Here is a 21,880-nt window from a genome sequence, read left to right as displayed (position 1 = left end):
CCGAAGCAGTTCCTGTCGCTGTTCGGGACGCGCTCGACCTTCCAGGAGACGCTGCTGCGGGTTTCGGACGCGGCGGTGTTCGAGCGCCCGATCGTGATCACCAACGAGGCCTACCGCTTCATGGTGCTGGAGCAACTGGCCGAGATCGGCCGCGAGGCCGATGTGCTCCTGGAGCCGATGCGGCGCGATTCAGGTCCCGCGATCGCGGCCGGTGCGGCGTTCGCGCAAAGCCGCGACCAGGATGCGATCGTGCTGGCGCTCGCCGCCGATCATCTGGTGCGCGACACCGATGCTTTCGTGGCCGCCTGCCGCGCAGGACTGGTGGCCGCGGAAGCGGGCCGCATCGTGACCTTCGGCGTCAAGCCGGAGCGGCCTGCCACCGAATATGGCTATATCAATCCGGGCGAGGTTGTCGCCGGTGAGGTGCGCGCGGTCGCAAAATTCGTCGAGAAGCCGGATGCGGCGACCGCGGCCAGTTATATCGATGCCGGCTATCTCTGGAACAGCGGCAACTTCATGTTCCGCGCCGCCATGCTGCTTGACGAATACCGCAACGTCGATGCGGATAGCATTGCCTCGGTCGAAGAGTCGGTTGCGAAGGCCGGGCACGACCTCGGCTTCGTCAAGCTCGATGCGGCGGCCTTTGCCGCGGCGAAAGCGATCTCGATCGATTATGCCGTGATGGAGAAGACGGCGCATGCGGCAGTGGTGCCGGTGGCGTGCGGCTGGTCGGACATCGGCTCATGGCGCCAGGTCTGGGAACTCTCGGACAAGGACAGCCAGGGCAATGCGGCGCGCGGTGCCGCGGTGTTCGAGGATTCCCGCAACTGCAACGTGACGACCGACCGCGCGCTGGTGGCGCTCGAAGGCGTCGACGACCTCGTCGTGGTGGCGACCCAGGACGCCGTGCTGGTGTCGCGGCAGCAGGACGCCAATGGACTGAAGCGGCTGGTCGCCAAACTGAAGGTGACGGCGCCAGAAGTCACCGAGAGCCACGTCAAGGTGCATCGTCCCTGGGGCTCCTACCAGTCGGTCGACAATGGCGACCGCCACCAGGTCAAGCGCATCATCGTCAAGCCAGGCGGACGGCTGTCGCTGCAGAAGCATCACCACCGCTCCGAGCACTGGATCGTGGTGCGCGGCACCGCGCAGGTGACCGTCAACGAGCTGGTCAAGACCGTGCACGAGAACGAATCGATCTACATCCCGATCGGCGCGGTGCACCGGCTGGAGAACCCCGGCAAGATCCAGCTTGAGCTGATCGAGGTGCAGACCGGCAGTTACTTTGGCGAGGATGACATCATCCGCATCGAGGACGATTATCAGCGCACCTGAAGCGGGTTCCCGTGCCCGGAAATGAGTCACGGGACGATGTAACTCTTTGAATCAAAACGTGTCCGGAATTCGCGCTTGCCATTCGCCACATTTGTGGCGCCGTGCTATAGCGGCTGCCAACGAAGCGGGTCGTGGTTCACGCCAACGCACCAGGCAGGGTCAGCCTTCGCGCTGATTCTCGCGGAGCCGGGGTGGCTCCATGAGAGCCGGGACAACCGCCAGAAAGTCACTTGGGGTCGACATATGAATTCAAAAGTGTCCGCATCGGGCGCGAGAGCTGACGTCAATCGCGCACTGCGCGTCGGCGTGATCGGGGCCGGCGTGATGGGCAGCAACCATGCCCGCGTGCTGGCCGGACTGCCCGGTGTCGTGCTGGTCGGGATCGTCGATCCGCTGCCGGAACATCGTGCCCGCGCCGTCGACCTGGTCGGCTGCCGCGCGTTCGAGAGCCTCGATGAACTGCTCGCCGAGGGTGTCGATGCCGTGACGATCGCGGCACCGACCCATCTGCATCACGAGGTCGCGCTGGCCTGTGTCGCGCGCAACATCCACATCATGGTCGAGAAGCCGGTCGCATCCACCGTCAAGGAGGGGCGTGAGATCGTCGCCGCCGCGGAGCAGGCCGGCGTGACGTTGATGGTCGGCCATGTCGAGCGCTTCAACCCGGCGGTCGCCGCGATCAAGCAGGCGATCTCGGGTGAGGACATCCTGTCGATCGGCATCACCCGCGTCGGGCCGTTCCCGCCGCGGATGTCCAATGTCGGCGTCGTGATCGACCTCGCCGTGCACGATATCGACCTGATCCGCTGGTTCACAGAGTCAGATATCATCGAGGTGCAGCCGCAGCTCTCGAGCGCGATCGCCGAGCGCGAAGACATCGCGCTGCTGCAGTTCCGCACCGCCTCCGGCGTGCTTGCTCATATCAACACCAACTGGCTGACGCCGTTCAAGGCGCGCAACGTCACGGTGGCGACGCGCGGCAAATATGTGATGGGCGATTTGCTCACGCGCCAGGTCACCGAATGCTTCGGCTTCAAGCCCGATGGGAGCTATTCGATGCGTCATCTGCCGGTCGGCCACGACGAGCCGCTGCGCGCGGAGCTGATCGCTTTCCTCGATGCTGTCAGAACCGGCAACGTGCCGGCGGTGTCTGGCGACGAGGGCGTCGCCAGCCTCGAGATCGCGATCCGCTGCCTGGAATCGCCGATCACGCCTGCCGCCTCGACGGCGCGCAAGGGACCGCGCCGCGTTGTCGGCTGATATCATCTCCAAATCACGCGCGAAGAGCTCATGAACCAGCATATGCGTCCAGAACCCGTTCCCTTCATCGATATCGCTGCGCAGCGTCAACGGCTCGGCAAGTCGATCGATGACGCGGTCGCCCGCGTGCTCAACCATTGCCAGTTCATCAACGGCCCGGAAGTGACCGCGCTGGAGACTGCGCTGGCGCAGTATTCCGGCGCCAAGCACGTGGTGACCTGCGCCAGTGGCACCGACGCGCTGCTGATGGTGCTGATGGCGAAGAATGTCGGGCCTGGCGATGCGGTGCTGTGCCCGTCCTTCACCTTCTGCGCGACCGGCGAGGCGGTCGCGCTGGCTGGTGCGACGCCCGTCTTTGTCGACGTCGACGAAGCGACCTTCAACATCGACGCCGGCTCGCTCAAGCGCGGCATCGCTACCGCGCGGGCGCGTGGTTTGAAGCCGGTCGGAATCATTCCGGTCGATCTGTTCGGCCAGAGTGCCGATCATGACGCGGTGGCCGCGGTCGCCGAGGCCGAGGGCCTGTTCGTGCTCGACGACGCCGCGCAAGGCTTTGGCGCCAGCTACAAGGGCCGCAAGCTCGGCACCTTCGGGCTCGCGACCGCGACGAGCTTCTTCCCCGCAAAACCGCTCGGCTGCTTCGGCGACGGCGGTGCGATCTTCACCGATGACGATGAACTCGCGAACACGCTGCGCAGCATCCGCGTGCACGGCCAGGGCTCGGACAAATACGACAATGTCCGCCTCGGCCTCACCGGCCGCCTCGACACCATGCAGGCCGCGATCCTGATCGAAAAGCTGAAGATATTTGACGACGAGATCGCCGCGCGCAATGTGGTCGCCGACCGCTATGCCCGCGGGCTCGGCAATCTCGTGACCGTGCCGCACCTCGCCTCCGGCTGCACTTCGGTGTGGGCGCAGTACACCATCCGGCTGCCCAAGGGGACCGATCGCGACGCCTTCGCCGCGGCCTTGAAGGCGCAGGGCGTCCCGACCGCGATCTACTACACCAAGTCGATGCACCAGCAGACCGCGTATCGCAACTTCCCGGTCGCCGATGGCGGCCTGCCGGTCAGCGAGAGCCTGTCGGACGACGTCATCAGCCTGCCGATGCACGCCTATCTCGACGAGGCGACCCAGGAGCGCGTCATCCAGGCTGTGCGCGCCGCGCTGTCTTAGGACCAATTTGTTCGTATGGTGATCATGCGCTAGAAGCACGCATGCTTGGGCGCATCTTCACCGTCGGCGGCTACACCCTGCTTTCGCGGCTCACCGGCCTCGCGCGCGACATCATGCTCGCGGCGATCCTCGGTGCGGGACCGATCGCCGATGCCTTCCTGGTCGCCTGGCGGCTGCCCAATAATTTTCGCGCGATCTTCGCCGAGGGCGCATTCAACACCGCCTTCATCCCAGCCTATGCCCATGTCCACGGCAAAGGCGGCGGCTCGTCGGCGCGGCTGTTCGCCGACCGGATCTTTACGCTTCTGTTCCTGACCCAGCTCGTGCTGCTGGCGCTGGCCTGGGTGTTCATGCCGCAGGCGTTGCGCGTGCTTGCGCCAGGGTTCACCGACGAGCCCGAGCAGCGCAGGCTTGCGATCGAGCTGACTCGGATCACCTTTCCCTATCTGCTTCTCATCACGATCGTGACGCTCTACGGCGGCATCCTCAACGTGATGCAGCGTTTTGCGACGGCGGCGGCCGCATCGATCTTCCTCAATCTGTCGATGATGGCGACGCTGGCGCTGGCGGCGCTCTTCCCGACCGCCGGTCACGCGGCGGCATGGGGTGTGCTGATCTCGGGTTTTCTGCAATATTTCCTGCTCGCCGGCGATCTCGCGCGTCACGGCGGACTTCCCCGGTTTGCGATGCCGCGCCTCGATGAGGACGTCCGCGCCTTCTTCCGTGCGATCGGCCCGGCCACGCTGGGCTCGATGGGCACCCAGGTCGCGGTCTTCGCCGACACGATCATCGCGACGTTCCTGCCTGCGGGCGCGCTGGCGGCGCTGTATTATGCCGAGCGTCTCTATCAGTTGCCGATCGGCGTGATCGGCATCGCGGTTGGAACCGTGTTGTTGCCGGAAATGTCGCGGCGGCTCGCGGCCGACGACGTCGCAGGTGCTGCGGCCTCGCAGCGGCGCGCCTTCGAGCTGACGTTGCTTGCGACCATCCCTTTCGTCGCGGCCTTTATCGCCGTGCCTGACGTCATCGTCCGTGCGGTTTTCGTGCGGGGCGCCTACACGACGGCCGACGCGGCGGCAGCTGCCGCCACCCTTGCAGCCTATGCGGTCGGCCTGATTCCGTTCGTAATGATCCGCAGTGCAATCGCCACCTTCTACGCCCGCAAGGACACCGCAACGCCGGTAAAGGCCTCGCTGACCGGGCTCGCCGTCAATGTCCTGCTCAAGGTGCTGTTGATGGGCACGCTGGCGCAGGTCGGGCTCGCGCTGGCGACCGCCGTCGGCGCCTGGATCAATCTGCTGCTGGTGCTGTTCTTTGCCGTCCGCCGCGGCTATCTCGATCTCGACCGGGCGCTGCTGCGCTCGTTCGGCACCTTCGCACTCTCCGGCGTCGTGCTGGCCATCGCGCTCTGGGCGACCGCGCATTATGCGGCCGTCTTGTTCGCGCCGATGCAGCTGTTTCGCGATGAACTGAGCCTGCTGCTGCTGATCGCGGTCGGCGCCTTCGTCTACGCCTTCTGTATCCTCACGCTGTTTGGCCGCGGCTGGCTGTTCGCGCTCCGGCGGGGATAGTTTTACCCTGTCAAGTCAAATGCATAGGAGTGGGCTGAGGGTTGCGCCACGCCGCGCGGAAAGCGGTTTGCGCTTCTGGAACAACCACGCCAATATGCGACGAACAAACCAAGGCAATTGGAGATGAGATGGCTGCTCCCATCAAATTCGGCGTCGGTCAAAGTGTACGGCGCAAAGAGGATGACGCGCTGATTCGCGGCAAGGGCCGCTATACCGACGACGTCGCTCCGTCTCCCGCACTGCACGCACTGGTGCTGCGCTCGCCGCATGCACATGCGACATTCACGATCGATGCCGGCAAGGCCCGCGCCATGCCCGGAGTGTCGCTGGTCCTGACCGCTGAAGATGTCGCCGATCTCGGCGGGCTGCCGTGCCTGTTCAACCTCGAGACCGATCCTTTCACCGCGCCGCCTTATGCGATCCTCGCCGGCGGCGTGGTGCGCCATGTCGGCGACGCCGTCGCCTTCGTGGTCGCCGACACGCTCGATCATGCCCGCGACGCGATCGAGGCTGTTGACGTCAAGTGGACGCCGAAGCCCGCCGTGGTCGGCCTCGTCAACGCGGTGAAGAAGGGCGCGCCGCAGGTCTGGCCCGACAAATCAGGCAATGTGCTGTTCGATGTCTCGATCGGCGACAAGAAGGCCGCGGAAGCAGCCTTCGCCAAGGCGCATTCAGTCGCCGAGATCACCATCGTCAACCCGCGCGTCATCACCAATTTCATGGAGACACGCGCAGCGGTTGCCGAATACGACGCCAAGAAAGATCATCTGACGCTGACGATCGGCAGCCAGGGCAGTCACCGCCTGCGCGAGATCCTCTGCGACATGATCCTGAAGATGCCGAAGGAGAAGATGCGGGTGATCTGCCCCGACGTCGGCGGCGGCTTCGGCACAAAGCTGTTTCCCTACCGCGAATATGCGCTGATCGCGGTGGCCGCGCGCAAGCTGAAGAAGACGATCAAGTGGACCGCCGAGCGCTCCGACCATTTCATGGGCGACGCGCAGGGCCGCGACAACCTCACGACCGCGAAGATGGCGCTCGCCGAGGACGGCAAGTTCCTCGGCATGGATGTCGACCTGATGGGCGACATGGGCGCCTATCTCTCGACCTTCGCGCCCTATATCCCGCATGGCGGCGCCGGCATGCTGCCGGGCCTCTACGACATCCAGGCCTTCCACTGCCGCGTCCGCACCGTCTTCACCAACACCGTGCCGGTCGATGCCTATCGCGGCGCCGGCCGCCCGGAAGCCGCCTATGTGATCGAGCGCCTGGTCGACGCTGCCGCGCGAAAGCTCGGCATGACGCCCGATGCCGTCAGGCGGAAGAATTTCATTCCGCCGAAATCGCTGCCCTACACGACCGCGACCGGCAAGGTCTACGATTCCGGCGACTTCGTCGCGCATATGAAGCGCGCGATGGAGATCGGCAACTGGAAGGAGTTTGCCAAGCGCGCCAAGGCTGCCAAGAAGGACGGCCTGGTGCGTGGCATCGGCATTGCGAGCTATGTCGAGGTCTGCGGCACCATGGGCGAGGAGACCGCCAATGTGGCGCTCGATCCCAACGGCGACATCTCCATCCTGATCGGCACGCAGTCGAGCGGGCAGGGCCATCAGACCGCGTATGCGCAGCTCGTCGCCGAGCAGTTCGGCGTGTCGCCGGAGCGCGTCCATGTGCTGCAGGGCGACACCGACAAGATCGCGACCGGTCTCGGCACCGGCGGCTCGGCGTCGATTCCCTCCGGCGGTGTCAGTGTCCAGCGCGCCACGCACGAACTCGGCAACAAGCTGAAGGAGCTTGCGGCGCAGGCGCTGGAAGCCGGCGCCGGCGACCTCGAAATCGCAGACGGCCGCGTCCGCATCGCCGGCACCGACCGTTCCGTCAGCTTTGCCGATCTTGCCAAGCGCCCGGGCGGCGATTCCGCAAAGATGAATGCCAGCGCGACGTTCTCGAGCGCCGACGGCACCTATCCGAACGGCACCCATCTCGCCGAGGTCGAGATCGACCCCGCCACGGGCATCATCAAGATCGTCAGCTATGTGATCGTCGACGATTTCGGTGTCACGCTGAACCCGCTGATGCTGGCGGGCCAGGTGCATGGCGGCGCGATGCAGGGCATCGGCCAGGCGCTGATGGAGCAGGCGGTCTACAGCACGAGCGACGGCCAGCTCGTCACCGGCACGTTCATGGACTATGCGCTGCCGCGCGCTGCCGATGGGCCGTCCTTCGTGTTCGAGACCCACAACGTGCCCTGCACGACCAATCCGCTCGGCGTGAAGGGGGCGGGCGAGGCCGGCGCGATCGGCTCATGCCCGGCGGTGGTCAATGCCATCGTCGAGGGGCTGCATCGCGAATACGGGATCGACCACATCGACATGCCGGCCACCCCCGAGCGGGTCTGGATCGCGATCCGCGAGGCTCAACGCCGGCATAATCTCTGATAAAGTGTCGCAGGCGGAATGAAGTGTCCGCCTGCGGTGTTTGCAAACAGGCCGGCCGTGTACCTGCGGACCGGACAAACCGGAATTGAGGGGAATTTGCCGATGAAGCGGATCGTCGTTATCGCAGCGGTGCTTGTGTTCAGTGCAGGTGCCGTCGTTGCACAGCAGGATCAGGTCACGCAGACCCAAGTTGTGATGAAGGGCAACGGCAAGAACGCGGGCGCGCTGGCGGCGATGGTCAAGGGTGAGAAGCCCTACGATCAGTCGACCGTCGATGCCGCGCTCGCCCAGTTCGAAGACACCGTCAAGAAATTTCCGACGCTGTTCCCCGAGAGCACCAAGGGGCTCAAACCGGAGGGTGACTACTCCGCCTCGCCCAAGATCTGGGAAGACAAAGTCGGCTTCGAGGAACACATTGCGAGCTTCGCCAAGGCCGTCACCGACGCCAAGGGCAAGATCAAGGATCTCGACACACTGAAGGCAGAACTGCCCGTCATCGGCAAGCAATGCGGCGGTTGCCACGAGACATACCGCGTCAAGAAGGGCTGATCACGTCTTCACGAAAAGGGGCGTACGCTTCGCGGCGTCCGCCCCTCTCTGTGTCGGCTTCTTCTTGTTGGGATTACTTCGTGAGATTTACTTGGTCACCTGGCCGCGGATTTCGCCGCCCGGGCTCGCCGCGGTGTGGACGTTGACATAGTACTTGCCGGCCAAGAGATCGGCGGCCTGCGCGTCGGTCAGCGTCGCGCTGCCTTCGACCGGGCTCGACGTCGCATTCGGGATCGCGACCGCGACGCCGGCATTCTTGCCGGCCTCAGTGGGGCCGTGGAAATGGGCCGCGGTGGCGGGGCCGCTGAGGCCGGAATAGGTCAGCTTCCAGGTCAGCTTCTTGCTGGCGGCGTCGTAGTCGATGTCGGCGGTGCCGGTGCCTGCGCTGGTGTTCGCCGGCACTTCGGACTTGCCGTCCAGCGTTGCCTTCAGCTTCTCGGCGAAGGCCGGCCCGGCGAACGCGATCGCGGCACCCAGTATCAGCGTGGCAAGCATGGTCTTGTTCGGCATAGGTCTCTCCCTGTTGACGTCACACGATGGTGTCAGTCTCGAAACATCGGTTCTGCGGGTTTATTCCCGGAACGGCGGATGGTGCGCGAAATTTCATGGAAGCTTCCCCGCCCCGTTGCGGTCATACTGGCTGCACCCTTGGAAGCGCCAATGACGGATCAGTGAATGCTGCGACGAATTTTCCTCCTCGCCGTGGTGGCCGGCATCTTCGGCCTCAGTGTGTTCTGGTGGCTGACGATCCCCGCGACCGTTGCCGCGAGCGCGCTGCCCGCCTACCAGCCCAACCTTGCCAACGGGCTCATAACGTTCAATGCCGGGGGATGTTCCTCCTGCCATGCCGTGCCGAAGCAGGACGATCGTATGAAGCTTGGCGGCGGCCTTGCGATACCGTCGCCATTCGGCACCTTCTACGCGCCGAACATCTCGCCCGATCCGAACGACGGCATCGGCCGCTGGAGCGAGGCCGATTTCGTCACTGCTGTCATGAAGGGCACCTCGCCATCGGGCACGCATTACTTCCCGGCGTTTCCCTATACCTCCTATCAGCACGCTGGGATCAATGACGTCCGGGACCTCTTCGCCTATCTGAAGACGTTACCGCCGGTCGCCGGCAAAGTGCGCGACCATGATCTGCCGTTCCCCTTCAACATCCGTCGCAATGTCGGCATCTGGAAGTGGCTGTTTATGGACGGCAAGCCGTTCGTGGCCGACGCAGGCCGCTCGGCGCAGTGGAATCGCGGCGCCTATCTCGTCAACAGTTTTGGCCATTGCGCCGAGTGCCACAGCCCCAGAAATCTTCTTGGCGGCATCATCGGCGCGCAGCGCTTCGCCGGCGGCCCGAATCCGGAAGGCGAGAGCTGGGTGCCGAACATCACGCCGAAGGGACTGTCGGACTGGAGCGCGAAGGATATCGCCTATTTCCTCGAAAGCGGCCAGACGCCGGATGGCGACAGCGCTGGCGGATCGATGGTGCGCGTGATCCGCAACACCTCGCAGCTCTCGGGAGAGGACCGCGACGCGATTGCCGACTACATCAAGTCGCTACCGCCGGTCGAGGGTCCGCCGAAGCCGCCGAAGAAGGCGGACAAAGACTAATCTTTCCTGATTGCGCCTTGTGATCCTCGGCCTGCTATCCGCGCCACGCGCCGGCGGCAACGACCATCAAGCCACCGGCAATCGCGAGGTCCTTCACAAATAGCGTTCGTTCCGCCTTGTCGGCGAGGTCGAGGTGAAACCCGAACGCGGTGGCAAGGCAAAACAGCGCAAGCGCGCCGGCGGCGAATGACGGCTGCCAGCCGATCAGCAACGCCAGGCCCGCGCCAAGCTCCAGCGCGATGACCAGCGGTAGCAGCTGGCCCGGAATATGGTGTGCCGCCATGTGGTCGAGGAAGGGTTTCGGGCCGGCGATCTTGGCTGCGCCGGCAAGGATGAACAGCAACGCGAGCAGGCTTCGTCCGGCAATCGTGATCATCGTGATCGGCATGAGGGAGCCCTCCGTTATGTTATTTGCTGTTCTGGGCGTGGAGTCTGGCCTGTGACGGGAACAGGACGGCGGACAGGATGAAGGCAAAGACGAAGAAGATCGTCCGTCCCAGCACCAGCGGCTTGGCCTGCTCCACCGGCGTCACCGAAATCAGGATCCCGAACGGGATGTAGCACCACAGCACCACCGCGACGGTCCTGCCGAGCCTGCCGAACTGCAGGAAGCCGAACGAGAACAGCAGGACCGCGAGATAGCTGGCGTGAAACTTGACCTGGGAAGCGATCATCTGAAGCTCGCCGTCGGCCGGCGACAGCGGCAATCCGTTCTGGATCGCATACACCATGGTCATGATGTGGTGGTTCTCGACGCAATCGAGGACAACCGTGAGCATCATGGAGGCGAGCGCGGCGCCCAGCAGATAGGGGTCCAGCATCGTGCGCAGCCGTGCCGCCAGCACGATGAAGAATGCGCCGTAGAAGATCATGAAGAGATTATCGAGCCCGAGATTGAGCCGCAGACCGAGCGGTACGAGGGAGGTCTCCAGATACGCGCCATAGGCATCAGTGGAGCGGGCGGTCTGGAAGAAGTCCTGCGAACCCCTGGTGGTGATGATACCGATCACCATGGCGGCGACGGTCAACGCCGCCAGCGTCGCCAGAATCGCGAGCGTACGGTCCAATGGTCTGATCTGCATGATATAGCTACTCCCCGCGCGTCCGGCCGACTCGCCGATTTACAAATATCAACTGCTATCTGAAGATGGATATCAGATGATATCTGAAAATCAATCGCTATTTAAGGATTCAGGAGTCCAATCAATTGCCCAGGTTAAATCGCGAGGAAAGTCAGGCGCGTACCAGGAATCTCCTGATCGAGGCGGCGCGCGAGGAGATCATCAAGAAGGGGTTTGCGCAGGCCTCGGTGCGCGACATCGCCGATGCAGCCGGATTTTCGCAGGGCGCGTTCTATTCGAATTTTCCCGACAAGGAGGCGATCCTGCTCGAGCTGGTGCAACGGCACCAATCCGAGGAACGCGCAAAAATCGAAGGCGTGCTGGGACAGGCGTCGAGCGAGCCCGCGAAGGTGATGGCGGGCCTTGAAAAATGGGCCGCCACCGCCAATTCGGATCCCGGGTTCGCCGTGCTGGCGATCGAGTTGCAATTGCAGGCGCTGCGCAGCCCGACCTTCGCGCAAGGCTATAACGACCTCAACCGCAAGCACCGCCGTGCCCTGGGCGTGCTGGTGACGCGCCTGTTCGAATTGCTCGGCAAGCAGGTGCCCGCCGATGCCATGGAAATCGCCACCGGCTTCATCGCCCTGGGCCGCGGCATGGCACTGTTGTCGAGGGGCGGCGAAGTCAGCCGCAGCGGCCGGATCGTTGTTACTTTCCTGAAGGCGTTGATCGACTCGGCGCCGGACGCCTAGCAGTTAGCGTCTCCCGAATCGGGCAGGTATGCGGATCGAGGTCCTATTTCGCCCCAAAGGCCTTGAAGGTGATGATGGTGAGGGTGTCCTGGATGCCCGGGAGCACCTGGACCTTCTCGTTGATGAAATGGCCGATGTCGGTGTCGTGGTCGACGTAGAACTTGACCAGGAGATCGTAATTGCCCGCGGTGGAATAGATCTCCGACGCAATCTCGGCCTCCGCCAGCGCGTTGGCGACGGTGTAGGACTGGCCGAGCTTGCACTTGATCTGGACGAAGAAGGGAACCATCGCTGTGTCTCCGGGGATTTGGCGACAATAGGCCAAAAACCGGCGGCCAAGGCAAGCAAACTTGCTGCCAATAAGCGGGCGCGCTAGGACGGGCCATGATCCGTTTCCTATCAACCGCTTGCTGCCATCGATGACACCCGTCGCGCTCACCATTGCAGGCTCGGATTCCTCGGGCGGCGCGGGTATCCAGGCCGACCTGAAGAGCTTTGCCGCGCTCGGCGTCTACGGCGCCTCTGTGATCACGGCGCTGACGGCGCAGAACACCACGGGGGTCAGCGGTATCCATCCGGTGCCCGCAGCTTTCGTCACCGCGCAGATCGACGCGGTGTTCTCCGACCTTGCCGTCGGCGCGGTCAAGATCGGCATGGTGGCGCAGGTCGAGACGATCGCAGCGATTGCTGACGGGCTCAAGCGCTGGTCACCACGGCACATCGTGCTCGATCCGGTGATGGTCGCAACCTCGGGCGATCGCCTGCTTGCGGCTGAGGCGGTCGACGCGCTCAAGGCGAGGTTATTTCCGCTGGCATCGCTGATCACGCCGAACCTGCCCGAGGCCGCGGCATTGCTGAACGAGCCGGTCGCCGAGAGCGAGGCCGCCGTCGAGAGCCAGGCCCGCCGCTTGCTGGCTGCAGGATGCCGCGCGGTGCTGGTCAAGGGCGGCCACGGGCACGGCAGTAACAGCATCGACTATCTGATCGACGGCGACCGCACCATCGCGCTGACAGCGCCGCGCATCGCCACGCCAAACACGCACGGCACCGGCTGCTCATTGTCGTCGGCGATCGCCGCAGGGCTTGCCAAGGGTGAAGACCTCGAGACCGCCGTGCGCAACGCCAAGGCGTGGATCACGGAAGCGATCGCGGCGGCGGACCGTTTCGCCGTCGGGCACGGCCACGGACCCGTGCATCATTTCCACAAGTTTTATTGAGGCTCCCGTAGTCCCGTAGCCCGGATGGAGCGCAGCGAAATCCGGGACGGTTGATCCACAGACGCAAGACCCCGGATTGCGCTTCGCTCCATCCGGGCTACGCGCCATCGGATGTTGTTCGTCTCCGATACGGAGAGGCAACACCTCGGGTGTTCCATCCCTCCGCAACCTCCCATGTCGCCAGATTGTCGCATCGCGCTGTTATCCGCTCTGGAGGGGCGTGCAACTGATTCTCGTTAAGGTTTATGGGGCCTTCGGTCACGGGGATCGTCATCGCCTTGTCACAGGAATCTGTTAGGTGCACAGGCATGGGAAGTGACTCCTTGAGTGAAGAAAGCCCCGAACGGCGCTTTCGCACTTTGTTCATCTCCGACGTTCATCTCGGAGCCCGCGGTTCGCAAGCCGACCGTCTGCTGGACTTCCTCCGGACCCACGACGCCGACACGATCTATCTGGTGGGCGATATCGTCGATGGTTGGGCGCTGAAGTCGAACTGGTACTGGCCGCAGACCCACAACGACTTCGTGCAGAAGATGCTGCGCAAGGCGCGCAAGGGCGCCAAGGTGATCTACGTCCCGGGCAACCACGACGAGTTCCTGCGCAATTTCTACGGCACGCATTTCGGCGGCATCGACGTGATGGAAAACGCCGTCCACACCGGCGCCGACGGCAAGCGCTATCTGGTGATCCACGGCGACATCTTCGATCTCGTGGTGCAGAACGCGCGCTGGCTCGCCCATCTCGGCGACAAGGCCTATGACTTCGCGATCCAGATGAATCGCTTCGTCAACTTCTTCCGCCGCATGTTCGGCGTGCCCTATTGGTCGTTGTCGCAATGGGCCAAGCTGAAGGTCAAGAAGGCGGTGAACTATATCGGCGCGTTCGAGTCCACGCTGGCGGGCGAAGCGCGACGCCACGGCTGCGACGGCGTGATCTGCGGCCACATCCACTACGCGACGATTCATGACGAGCATGGCATCCGCTACATGAATTGCGGCGACTGGGTCGAGAGCTGCACGGCGCTTGCTGAAAACGAAGACGGCAGCTTCGAGATCATCACCTGGACCGACCCGGAGCGCCGCGTTGCGCCGCTTCCGCGAGTCACGGCACGCGCTGCATGACGCATATCCTGGTCGCGACTGATGCGTGGCATCCCCAGGTTAACGGGGTGGTCCGCACGCTGACCATGATGGCGCAGGCGGCGAAATCGCTCGGCGTCGAGGTGAGTTTCCTGACGCCGGACTCGTTCCGCACCTTCGCGATGCCGAGCTATCCTGATCTCCGGCTCGCGCTGCCGTATCAGGCGAAGATTGCCAGGCTGATCGAGGCCGCAAGGCCCGACAGCATTCACATCGCGACCGAAGGCCCGATCGGGCTTCTGGTGCGCCGTCATTGCCGCAAGCACGGCCTGCCGTTCACGACGAGCTTCCATACCCGCTTTCCCGAATACGTCTCCGCGCGGTCGCCGATCCCGGAATCCTGGATCTGGCGCGCGCTGCGCTGGTTCCACAAGCCGAGCCAGGCGGTGATGGCGGCGACGCCGGCGCTGGCCAGCGAATTGCGCCAGCGCGGCTTCCGCAACGTCGTGCTGTGGTCGCGCGGTGTCGATACCGGGCTGTTCCATCCGCGCGATGTCGATCTCTGCCTGCCGCAGCCGGTTTACCTCAGCGTCGGCCGTGTGGCGGTGGAGAAGAACCTCGAGGCGTTCCTCGATCTCGATTTGCCCGGCACCAAGCTCGTGGTCGGTGACGGTCCGGCACGTGTGTCGCTGGAGCGGAAATACCCCGAGGCCGTGTTCCTCGGCGCCCGCCATGGCGAGGAACTGGCCGAGCTCTATGCCGCTGCCGACGTGTTCGTGTTCCCGAGCCGGACCGACACGTTCGGCCTCGTTCTGCTCGAGGCGCTGGCGAGCGGGTTGCCGGTTGCCGCTTTTCCGGTCACCGGCCCCCGCGATGTGATCGGTGCCGCCCCGGTTGGCGTGCTCGACGAGGATTTGCACCATGCCTGCCTGGAAGCCTTGAGCATTCCGCGTCAGGCCTGCGTCGATTTTGCCGCGCTTCATACCTGGCAGGCCTCGGCACGGGTGTTCATCGACCGTGCCACGAATGTCCGGCCCGTCCTGCCGGACGATGAGGGGGGAATCGTGGTGGAATTCGGCGCCGAAGAGCATCATTTTGCTATTCTGCCGGCCACCCAGCCGACCTCACGCTGAAGCGTCTTGCTCGGCGGTCCGCTGCCGCGATACAGTCCGCGGATGACCGAAACCGCCTCGACTCCCCTCGTCGCCGCCGCGGACATCGACGCCGCCGCAAGGGTGGTCGCACCGTTCGCGGTGCGGACGCCGCTCCTGACCTTTCCGGTCCTCGACGAACGCATCGGCACCAAGGTCTTCCTGAAGCCAGAAATGCTGCAGCGGACCGGATCGTTCAAGTTCCGTGGCGCCTTCAACAAGCTGGCCTCGATCCCGCTAGCGCAGCGGAGCGGCGGCGTGGTCGCGTTCTCCTCGGGCAACCATGCCCAGGGCGTCGCGGCCGCAGCCAAGATCCTCAACATGCACGCGACCATCGTGATGCCTGCGGATTCCCCGCTGACCAAGCGCGACCGGACCAAATCCTATGGCGCCGAGGTCGTGCTCTACGACCGTGATCGCGACGACCGCGAGGCGATCTCCAACGACATCGCGCGCAGGCGCGGCGCGACGCTGGTGCGCCCCTATGACGATCCCTTCGTGATCGCAGGCCAGGGCACCGCCGGCCGCGAGATTGCCGAGGACATGGCCGCGCTCGGGCTGGTGCCCGACATCGTCGTCGCGCCGGCGTCCGGCGGCGGCTTGATCGCGGGCGTTGCCACCGCGGTGAAAGCGAAATTCCCGCAGTCTCAGATCGTCGTTGCAGAGCCGAAAGGTTACGACGATCACGCGCTGTCGCTCAAAGCCGGGCATCGCGAGGCGCATCCGGTTGCGGCCCGCACCATCTGCGATGCGCTGATGGCGATGATGCCGGGCGAACTCACCTTCGCCATCAATAGCAAGCTCCTGGCAAACGGCGTCAGCGTCTCCGACGAGGAGGTTGGGGCTGCCGTTGCTTTTGCTTATCGCGAGCTGAAGCTCGTGGTCGAGCCCGGCGGCGCGGTCGGGCTTGCCGCACTGCTGGCCGCGCGGATCGACGCCAAGGGCAAGAACGTCGTCATCGTGCTCTCCGGCGGCAACGTCGACGCCGAGCTGTTCGCCAAGCTGGTCGCCTGACGCGAGAGCCGTAGGATGGGTAGAGCGAAGCGAAACCCATCACTGGTTTGCGACGAAGTTGATGGGTTTCGCTTCGGTAGTGTCTCACTTTGAAATTTCTGGTCCACCGAGGGATATTTCGTGCGAACCGTTATCGCATTTCTCGTTGCTCCTTTGTTACCCGCGATATTGCCCGCTTGGTACTTGGCGCAATCTCCAGGTAAAAGCGGCCATCGGCATACATCTTTGTTTGCTGCCTGATTTATTTATTGGAGGCCTTAGTCAGCGTACCGGCTTTTCTACTTTTTAGACGGACTCACCACCGGCTCTGGCCCTATTTGTTACTGGGGCTCCTCACAACTATCGTTCCAGTCTCAGGGTCTCTCGTGTTCATGGGAGACGCGAAAAACAGTATCGTCGAAACAGTTTTCATAACTTTGTATTTTGGCGTCTTGGGCATTTTTACGGCCCTAATTTTTTGGCTTGTGGCCAGACCGGACCAAAAACCCATCGCCGCCAAGGCCCAAACTTCAAACTGAGACACTACCTTCGCGTCGCTCTACACATCCCACTTGCTGCAACTCGCTTCTGAGAGCGTTGATCAACCAGCCTCACGTGAAGCTGCGAACGACCTCGATCAATCCCACGATCGCGTCGTTGAACGCGGGCAGGTCCTCCGCCGGAATCCAGTATTCGAGGTGGGAGCGGCCGCCGGCTTCCTGGATGTCGTAGTGCTCGATGAAGCTGCGCTTCACCTGAAAACGCGTGACAAATCCGGCGCCGCTGGCGGGGACATTCCAATCGCGCGCGATCTTTGCGGCGTATTCCTCGGTCAGGACGGGATAGAAGATCGGCTGATCGGGAAACCGCGGCGGAAAAGTACGCATGCCGCTCTGCTCGATCAACTCAAGTTCCTTGGGCCCCACGGGGCGCCAGAGAGTGATCGTGTCAGTGTGGGGAGGCATCGGATGGTGCCTTAGGAGAAGAACGCGATCTTCTCGGCCTGGCTCATGCGGCGGATCGGGGCCAGCGGATCGTTGGCCGCGGCGCTCGGCTTCTTGACGAGGCCGCTCGCGATGATGGTCGAGCCAAGCGACATTTCCGCCGCCGGCTCTGGCGCAGGCGCGATACCGGCCTGCGGCGCTGGTTGGTATGGAGCCGGTTCGGCGGCAGGAGCTTCGACCATCGGCGCGGGGGGCGCGACAATGGGCTCGACTACGCCCGCCATTTCCTGAGCGGCTATTTCGGGCTCGACCGGCGGCGCCTCGGCGATGGGCGTCTCCGCGACCATCATCACTTCGTCATCGTCGATCGGATCGGGGGCGCCCATCTCCATCGCGATGAGGTCGAGCATGGCCTCGTCATGCGCGTCGGCTTCTGCGTCGTCAGCGATAGGGGCAGCGGCCTCGACTTCGGCCAATGCGGGCTCGGCTTCCGCGAATGCCGGCTGCGGTGTCGTGACCGCAGGCACCTCGGCGGTCGGTGCCGTGGCCGACGCCACCTCAGCGACCGCGACATCGTTGGCGACGTTCTTGGCCGCGGCAGGCGGCGAGGGCGGCGCCACGGGCGCTTCCGCGACCGGTGCTTCGGCGGCAGGCGCAACCGCCTCGTCTGCACCGAACACGGCGAGCCGGCGCGCCAGCGTCGCGAAGGCGGTATCCAGCACGACCTTGGCGTCGTCCATCGAGATCTGTGCGGCGCCGGCCTCGATGGCGCTGGCCTGCGAATCGATGATGTCGCAGATCCGGCCGTCATTGCCGATCTCGCGCAGCCGCCAGGAGATTTCCCGGATCACCCGCACGCCCTTGCGCACCGGCACGAGCAACTGCTCGAAGCCGAGGTCATCGAGCGCTGCAATCGCCACGGCCTGGGCGGCCTCGACCGCACCGCGCAGCGCGGTCAGCGCTTGTTCCAATTGCTCGTCCCTGAAGGCATCAGCGGCTGCTTGCCGCTGCGCGCTGAGGCTTTGCTCGATCCGCGCCACGGCGTCGAGCACCATCCGCGTATCGGCGTTGCGGTTGCGCTTGGCGTACTCGCCGAGGAACCAGCGCCCCCGCGCGGTCTCCATGAAGGCCTCGCTGATCGCAGCATAGTCCTCCTCGCCCGGCTGGGCCGCGCGGGCGGAGATCGGCGACAGGGCGAATGCTTGCTCAGCCATCATATTCTCTGCGCGCAAATCACTGCGCGTTACGCTAACGATCATCACGATATCGCGCGAATCGCAATTGAATTGATGTCTATCGAATCACAAATCCCCATTGCTGCCGGGCAGGCATCGAGGCGATTCGCAGGCCGCCTGGCGGCATTCTATGCCACGCTGTTCGGCACCACCGGCGTCCATCTGCCGTTTTTCACGGTGTGGCTGAAGGCGATCGGCATCGATCCAGCCTGGATCGGAATCATCACGGCGGTGCCGCCGGTGACCCGTTTCACCGTGCTGCCACTCATCATAGCGGCCGCTGAGCGGCGCCAGATGCTGCGCGGCGCCATCATCCTGACCGGCTTCGCCACCGCGTTCGGCTTCCTCGTTATCGGCACCCAGCGCCTGCCTTTGCTGGTGCTGCTGGCCTACGCGCTGACCTGCTGCGTCTGGACGCCGATGGTGCCGCTGACGGATGCCTATGCGCTGCGCGGCGTGCGGCGCTATGGCCTCAACTACGGGCCGCTGCGGCTGTGGGGTTCGGCCGCGTTCGTGGTCGGCGCGCTCGGCTGCGGGCTGCTGCTCGGCACCGTCCCGCCAACGCATCTGATCTGGATCATCGCTGCGGTCACTGTGCTCGGTGCGCTCGTGGGGCTGTCGTTGCGTCCGCTTGACCAGGCCGTGGCGACCTCGGCGCCGATGCATGGCGCGCGCAAGCTGCTGCGCGATCCCGGCTTCCTCGCCATCATTGTGTCCTCGGCGCTGATCCAGAGCAGCCACTCGGCCTATTACATCTTCGCGTCGATCGCCTGGCAGCAGGCAGGCCTCAGCGGGTTGACGATCGGAGGACTTTGGACGATCGGTGTCATCGCTGAGATCGTACTGTTCGCACTCTCACCGCGCTTCACGCTGCCATCGGCCGTGCTGGTGGTAATCGCCGCGGCGAGCGCAGTGGCGCGCTGGACCATCACCGCCCAGGATCCTCCGCTGCCGATCCTGGCCGTGGTCCAGCTCGCGCATGGCCTGACCTTCGGACTGACGCAGGTCGGCATCATGGGGCTGATGGTGCATCATGTGCCCGCTCACATGATTGCGCGCGGGCAGGGCTATCTTGCCGCCTGCGGCGGCATGTTCGCGAGCACGACGGCGATCCTGTGCGGCGCGGTCTATGCGCGCTACGGGCAGGGCGTCTACCACATGATGGCAGCGATGGCGGCCATCGGAGGGCTCGTGATGTGGCTGGCGCGGCACAGGTTCACACATCACCCCCAGAGCGCGGCATCCGGCGGATAGACCAGGCTGCCGTCGTAGCGCAGGCCGCTATCGCGGTCGCGCGCCAGCAACAGCGGGCCGTCGAGGTCGACGAAGCGCGCGGCTTGCGCGATCAGCATCGCCGGCGCCATCGACAGCGAGGTCGCGACCATGCAGCCGATCATGATCTCGAAGCCGAGAGCGCGCGCGGCATCGGCCATCGCCAGCGCCTCCGTCAGTCCGCCGGTCTTGTCGAGCTTGATGTTGACGGCGTCATAGCGGCCGCGCAGGCCCGCGAGCGAGGCGCGATCATGCACGCTCTCGTCGGCGCAGACCGTGACCGGCCGCTTGATCCGCGACAGCGCCTCGTCCTCGCCGGCCGGCAGCGGCTGCTCGATCAGCGTGACGCCGGCATCGGCGCAGGCTTTGAAATTGGCCGCGAGGTTGTCCTCGGTCCAGGCCTCGTTGGCGTCGACGATCAACTCGGATTGGGGCGCGGCCAAGCGAACCGCCTTGATGCGGTCGCCATCGCCGTCGCCGCCCAGCTTGATCTTGAGCAGGGCACGGTGGGCGGCCCTGGCGGTGGCCTCCGCCATCGCCGCGGGCGTTCCAAGCGAAATCGTGTAGGCGGTCGTGCAGGGCTTTGGCGCCGGCCGGCCGAGCAGGGTCCAAATTCGCTCGCCGGCAAGCTTGGCTTCGAGGTCCGATAGCGCGCAATCAAGCGCGTTGCGGGCGGCGCCGGCTTGCATCCTGGCCTGCAAGGCGCCGCGGTCCATGCCCATGGCCAGCGGCTCCTGCATCGTCAGGATCGCCTGTAGCGTCGCCTCCGGCGTCTCGTCATAGCGCGGATAGGGCACGCATTCGCCGCGGCCGGTCAGGCTGCCTTGACTGATCTCGGCGACCACGACCACCGCCTCGGTCTTGGCGCCGCGGCTGATCGTGAAGGAGCCTGCGATCGGCCAGCGCTCGATACCGGCAGAAAGCGTTCGGGAGGGGGTGGAAGTCATTTTAAAGTCTACTATTTTCTGAACCGTATGCTTGCGAGGCGTAACCAACTATGGCTGGTTAGTGACAGATTCGACAAGGCGATCCGGGATCGACAAGACGATCCGGGAGCGCCGGTGAGCGGCTTTTCGAACGGCCAACCAGCCGAGGGGTGGCAAGGGTGAGCGGTAACCCGACACTGGAGCGCGTAGCTCAGGGCGAGGGACTGGCGTTGTGTGCGGCGGGCAATTGGACAGCCCGCTTTGCTCCCATGCTTGAACGAATCGTCTCCGATGCCGAGAAGCTGCGCGGCAGCCGTCAGCACATCTTCATCGACGTCTCGCAGGTCGCCAAGCTCGATACGTTCGGCGCCTGGCTGATCGAGCGGCTGCGCCGCAGCCTCAGCGACGCCACCGCCGAAGCCAAGATCGCCGGGCTCTCGGCCAATTATTCCACTCTGGTCGACGAGGTTCGCCGCGTCAGCGCCGTGCCCAAGGTCGACAGCGATCCGCTGTCGGTCACCGGCATGTTCGAGCAGATCGGCCGCACCGTGGTCGGCATCGGCGGCACCATCCTCAGCCTGATCGACATGCTCGGTGCGGTGCTGGCCGCCGTCGGCAACGTGTTGATCCACCCGCGCAGTTTTCGCCTGACCTCGACGGTGCATCACCTCGAGCAGGTGTGCTGGCGCGCGGTGCCGATCGTGGTGCTGATCACCTTCCTGATCGGCTGCATCATCTCGCAGCAGGGCATTTTCCATTTCCGGCAGTTCGGGGCCGATATCTTCGTGGTCGACATGCTGGGCGTGCTGGTGCTGCGCGAAATCGGCGTGCTCTTGGTGGCGATCATGGTCGCGGGCCGTTCCGGCTCGGCCTACACCGCCGAACTCGGCTCGATGAAGATGCGCGAGGAGATCGACGCGCTGCGCACCATGGGCTTCGATCCGATCGAGGTCCTGATCCTGCCGCGGATGCTCGCGATCATGCTGGCGCTGCCGATCCTCGCCTTCCTCGGCGCGATGGCCGCGCTGTATGGCGGCGGCCTGGTCGCCTGGCTCTATGGCGGCGTCGATCCGGAAGCGTTCCTGCTGCGGCTGCGCGACGCGATCTCGATCAACCATTTCATCGTCGGCATGATCAAGGCGCCGGTGATGGCCGCGGTGATCGGCATCGTCGCCTGCGTCGAGGGGCTTGCGGTGCAGGGCTCGGCGGAGTCGCTCGGACAGCACACCACGTCGTCGGTGGTGAAGGGGATCTTCTTCGTGATCGTGATGGACGGCGTGTTCGCGATCTTCTTCGCCTCGATCGGGATGTGA

Annotated in this window: 21 protein-coding genes; 14 read left to right on the top strand and 7 right to left on the bottom strand. The window is 64.5% G+C overall.

Going from position 1 to position 21,880, the window contains the following annotated elements; translation table 11 throughout:
• The 6 genes from UP09_RS18585 to UP09_RS18560 form a co-directional block, all read left to right on the top strand.
• Positions 1-1,335 (top strand): mannose-1-phosphate guanylyltransferase/mannose-6-phosphate isomerase (locus UP09_RS18585; RefSeq protein WP_044539712.1); only part of this gene is annotated, 1,335 nt, incomplete at its 5' end.
• A gap of 243 nt (positions 1,336-1,578) precedes the next feature.
• Positions 1,579-2,595: a Gfo/Idh/MocA family protein gene (locus UP09_RS18580; RefSeq protein WP_044539710.1), complete on the top strand. Its 1,017-nt coding sequence runs from the start codon at positions 1,579-1,581 to the stop codon at positions 2,593-2,595.
• 30 nt (positions 2,596-2,625) lie between these two features.
• Complete coding sequence (locus UP09_RS18575) at positions 2,626-3,774, top strand: DegT/DnrJ/EryC1/StrS family aminotransferase (protein ID WP_044539709.1); 1,149 nt, start codon at positions 2,626-2,628, stop codon at positions 3,772-3,774.
• 41 nt (positions 3,775-3,815) lie between these two features.
• On the top strand, positions 3,816-5,345 hold the full coding sequence (murJ, locus tag UP09_RS18570; RefSeq protein ID WP_044539708.1) for a murein biosynthesis integral membrane protein MurJ: 1,530 nt from the start codon (positions 3,816-3,818) through the stop codon (positions 5,343-5,345).
• A 128-nt stretch (positions 5,346-5,473) separates the two neighbouring features.
• The gene (locus UP09_RS18565; protein WP_044539707.1) at positions 5,474-7,783 is read left to right on the top strand and encodes a xanthine dehydrogenase family protein molybdopterin-binding subunit; all 2,310 of its coding nucleotides are present in this window, start codon (positions 5,474-5,476) and stop codon (positions 7,781-7,783) included.
• 102 nt (positions 7,784-7,885) lie between these two features.
• Positions 7,886-8,332: a c-type cytochrome gene (locus UP09_RS18560; RefSeq protein WP_044539706.1), complete on the top strand. Its 447-nt coding sequence runs from the start codon at positions 7,886-7,888 to the stop codon at positions 8,330-8,332.
• Positions 8,333-8,419: 87 nt separating this feature from the next.
• On the opposite strand, the gene UP09_RS18555 is transcribed toward UP09_RS18560, so the two are convergent.
• Positions 8,420-8,842 (bottom strand): CHRD domain-containing protein, encoded by a 423-nt coding sequence (locus UP09_RS18555; protein WP_044539705.1) that lies wholly within the window; start codon positions 8,840-8,842, stop codon positions 8,420-8,422.
• Between the two features lie 165 nt (positions 8,843-9,007).
• On the opposite strand from UP09_RS18555, the gene UP09_RS18550 reads away from it, so the two are divergent.
• Positions 9,008-9,937 (top strand): c-type cytochrome, encoded by a 930-nt coding sequence (locus UP09_RS18550; RefSeq protein ID WP_044539704.1) that lies wholly within the window; start codon positions 9,008-9,010, stop codon positions 9,935-9,937.
• Between the two features lie 34 nt (positions 9,938-9,971).
• Here UP09_RS18550 and UP09_RS18545 read toward each other — a convergent pair whose 3' ends face one another.
• Together UP09_RS18545 and UP09_RS18540 are read right to left on the bottom strand one after the other, a co-directional pair.
• Complete coding sequence (locus UP09_RS18545; RefSeq protein WP_044539703.1) at positions 9,972-10,325, bottom strand: DoxX family membrane protein; 354 nt, start codon at positions 10,323-10,325, stop codon at positions 9,972-9,974.
• A gap of 19 nt (positions 10,326-10,344) precedes the next feature.
• Positions 10,345-11,019 carry a hypothetical protein gene (locus UP09_RS18540; RefSeq protein WP_156164664.1) on the bottom strand — a complete coding sequence of 225 codons (675 nt, stop codon included), beginning with the start codon at positions 11,017-11,019 and terminating at the stop codon, positions 10,345-10,347.
• Positions 11,020-11,144: 125 nt separating this feature from the next.
• Here UP09_RS18540 and UP09_RS18535 point away from each other — a divergent pair, with 125 nt between their 5' ends.
• Entirely contained in the window at positions 11,145-11,750 is a 606-nt protein-coding gene (locus UP09_RS18535; RefSeq protein ID WP_063840149.1) for a TetR/AcrR family transcriptional regulator, read from the top strand.
• 43 nt (positions 11,751-11,793) lie between these two features.
• Here the strand turns inward: UP09_RS18535 and UP09_RS18530 are convergent, their stop codons facing one another.
• The gene (locus UP09_RS18530) at positions 11,794-12,039 is read right to left on the bottom strand and encodes an Lrp/AsnC ligand binding domain-containing protein (RefSeq protein ID WP_044539700.1); all 246 of its coding nucleotides are present in this window, start codon (positions 12,037-12,039) and stop codon (positions 11,794-11,796) included.
• Between the two features lie 130 nt (positions 12,040-12,169).
• Here UP09_RS18530 and thiD point away from each other — a divergent pair, with 130 nt between their 5' ends.
• The 4 genes from thiD to UP09_RS18510 all read left to right on the top strand — a co-directional run bounded on the left by thiD (position 12,170) and on the right by UP09_RS18510 (position 16,211).
• Positions 12,170-12,967: a bifunctional hydroxymethylpyrimidine kinase/phosphomethylpyrimidine kinase gene (thiD, locus tag UP09_RS18525; RefSeq protein WP_044539699.1), complete on the top strand. Its 798-nt coding sequence runs from the start codon at positions 12,170-12,172 to the stop codon at positions 12,965-12,967.
• Between the two features lie 308 nt (positions 12,968-13,275).
• The gene (locus UP09_RS18520; RefSeq protein WP_044539698.1) at positions 13,276-14,088 is read left to right on the top strand and encodes a UDP-2,3-diacylglucosamine diphosphatase; all 813 of its coding nucleotides are present in this window, start codon (positions 13,276-13,278) and stop codon (positions 14,086-14,088) included.
• The gene (locus UP09_RS18515; protein WP_044539697.1) at positions 14,085-15,179 is read left to right on the top strand and encodes a glycosyltransferase family 4 protein; all 1,095 of its coding nucleotides are present in this window, start codon (positions 14,085-14,087) and stop codon (positions 15,177-15,179) included. Before UP09_RS18520 ends, UP09_RS18515 begins: the two co-directional genes overlap by 4 nt.
• A gap of 42 nt (positions 15,180-15,221) precedes the next feature.
• Positions 15,222-16,211 (top strand): threonine/serine dehydratase family protein, encoded by a 990-nt coding sequence (locus UP09_RS18510; protein WP_044539720.1) that lies wholly within the window; start codon positions 15,222-15,224, stop codon positions 16,209-16,211.
• 590 nt (positions 16,212-16,801) lie between these two features.
• Here the strand turns inward: UP09_RS18510 and UP09_RS18505 are convergent.
• Both UP09_RS18505 and UP09_RS18500 read right to left on the bottom strand, forming a co-directional pair.
• A complete protein-coding gene (locus tag UP09_RS18505) occupies positions 16,802-17,155 on the bottom strand; it encodes a hypothetical protein (protein ID WP_044539696.1) in 354 nt (117 codons plus the stop codon).
• Between the two features lie 11 nt (positions 17,156-17,166).
• Complete coding sequence (locus UP09_RS18500; protein WP_044539695.1) at positions 17,167-18,348, bottom strand: hypothetical protein; 1,182 nt, start codon at positions 18,346-18,348, stop codon at positions 17,167-17,169.
• A gap of 75 nt (positions 18,349-18,423) precedes the next feature.
• Here UP09_RS18500 and UP09_RS18495 point away from each other — a divergent pair, with 75 nt between their 5' ends.
• A complete protein-coding gene (locus UP09_RS18495) occupies positions 18,424-19,623 on the top strand; it encodes an MFS transporter (protein WP_044539718.1) in 1,200 nt (399 codons plus the stop codon).
• On the opposite strand, the gene dgcA is transcribed toward UP09_RS18495, so the two are convergent.
• Positions 19,593-20,588, bottom strand: a complete 996-nt coding sequence (gene dgcA / locus UP09_RS18490; RefSeq protein ID WP_044539694.1) for an N-acetyl-D-Glu racemase DgcA — start codon at positions 20,586-20,588, stop codon at positions 19,593-19,595. The two genes, UP09_RS18495 and dgcA, sit on opposite strands and share 31 nt — an antisense overlap.
• A gap of 158 nt (positions 20,589-20,746) precedes the next feature.
• Between dgcA and UP09_RS18485 the strand changes: the two genes are divergently transcribed.
• Complete coding sequence (locus UP09_RS18485; protein WP_044539693.1) at positions 20,747-21,880, top strand: MlaE family ABC transporter permease; 1,134 nt, start codon at positions 20,747-20,749, stop codon at positions 21,878-21,880.

The organism is Bradyrhizobium sp. LTSP885, assembly GCF_000938305.1.
In the GTDB taxonomy this organism is placed as follows: Bacteria; Pseudomonadota; Alphaproteobacteria; order Rhizobiales; family Xanthobacteraceae; genus Bradyrhizobium.
The sequence above is the reverse complement of the archived record's forward strand: the minus strand, read 5'-3'. Positions and strand labels throughout refer to the sequence as shown.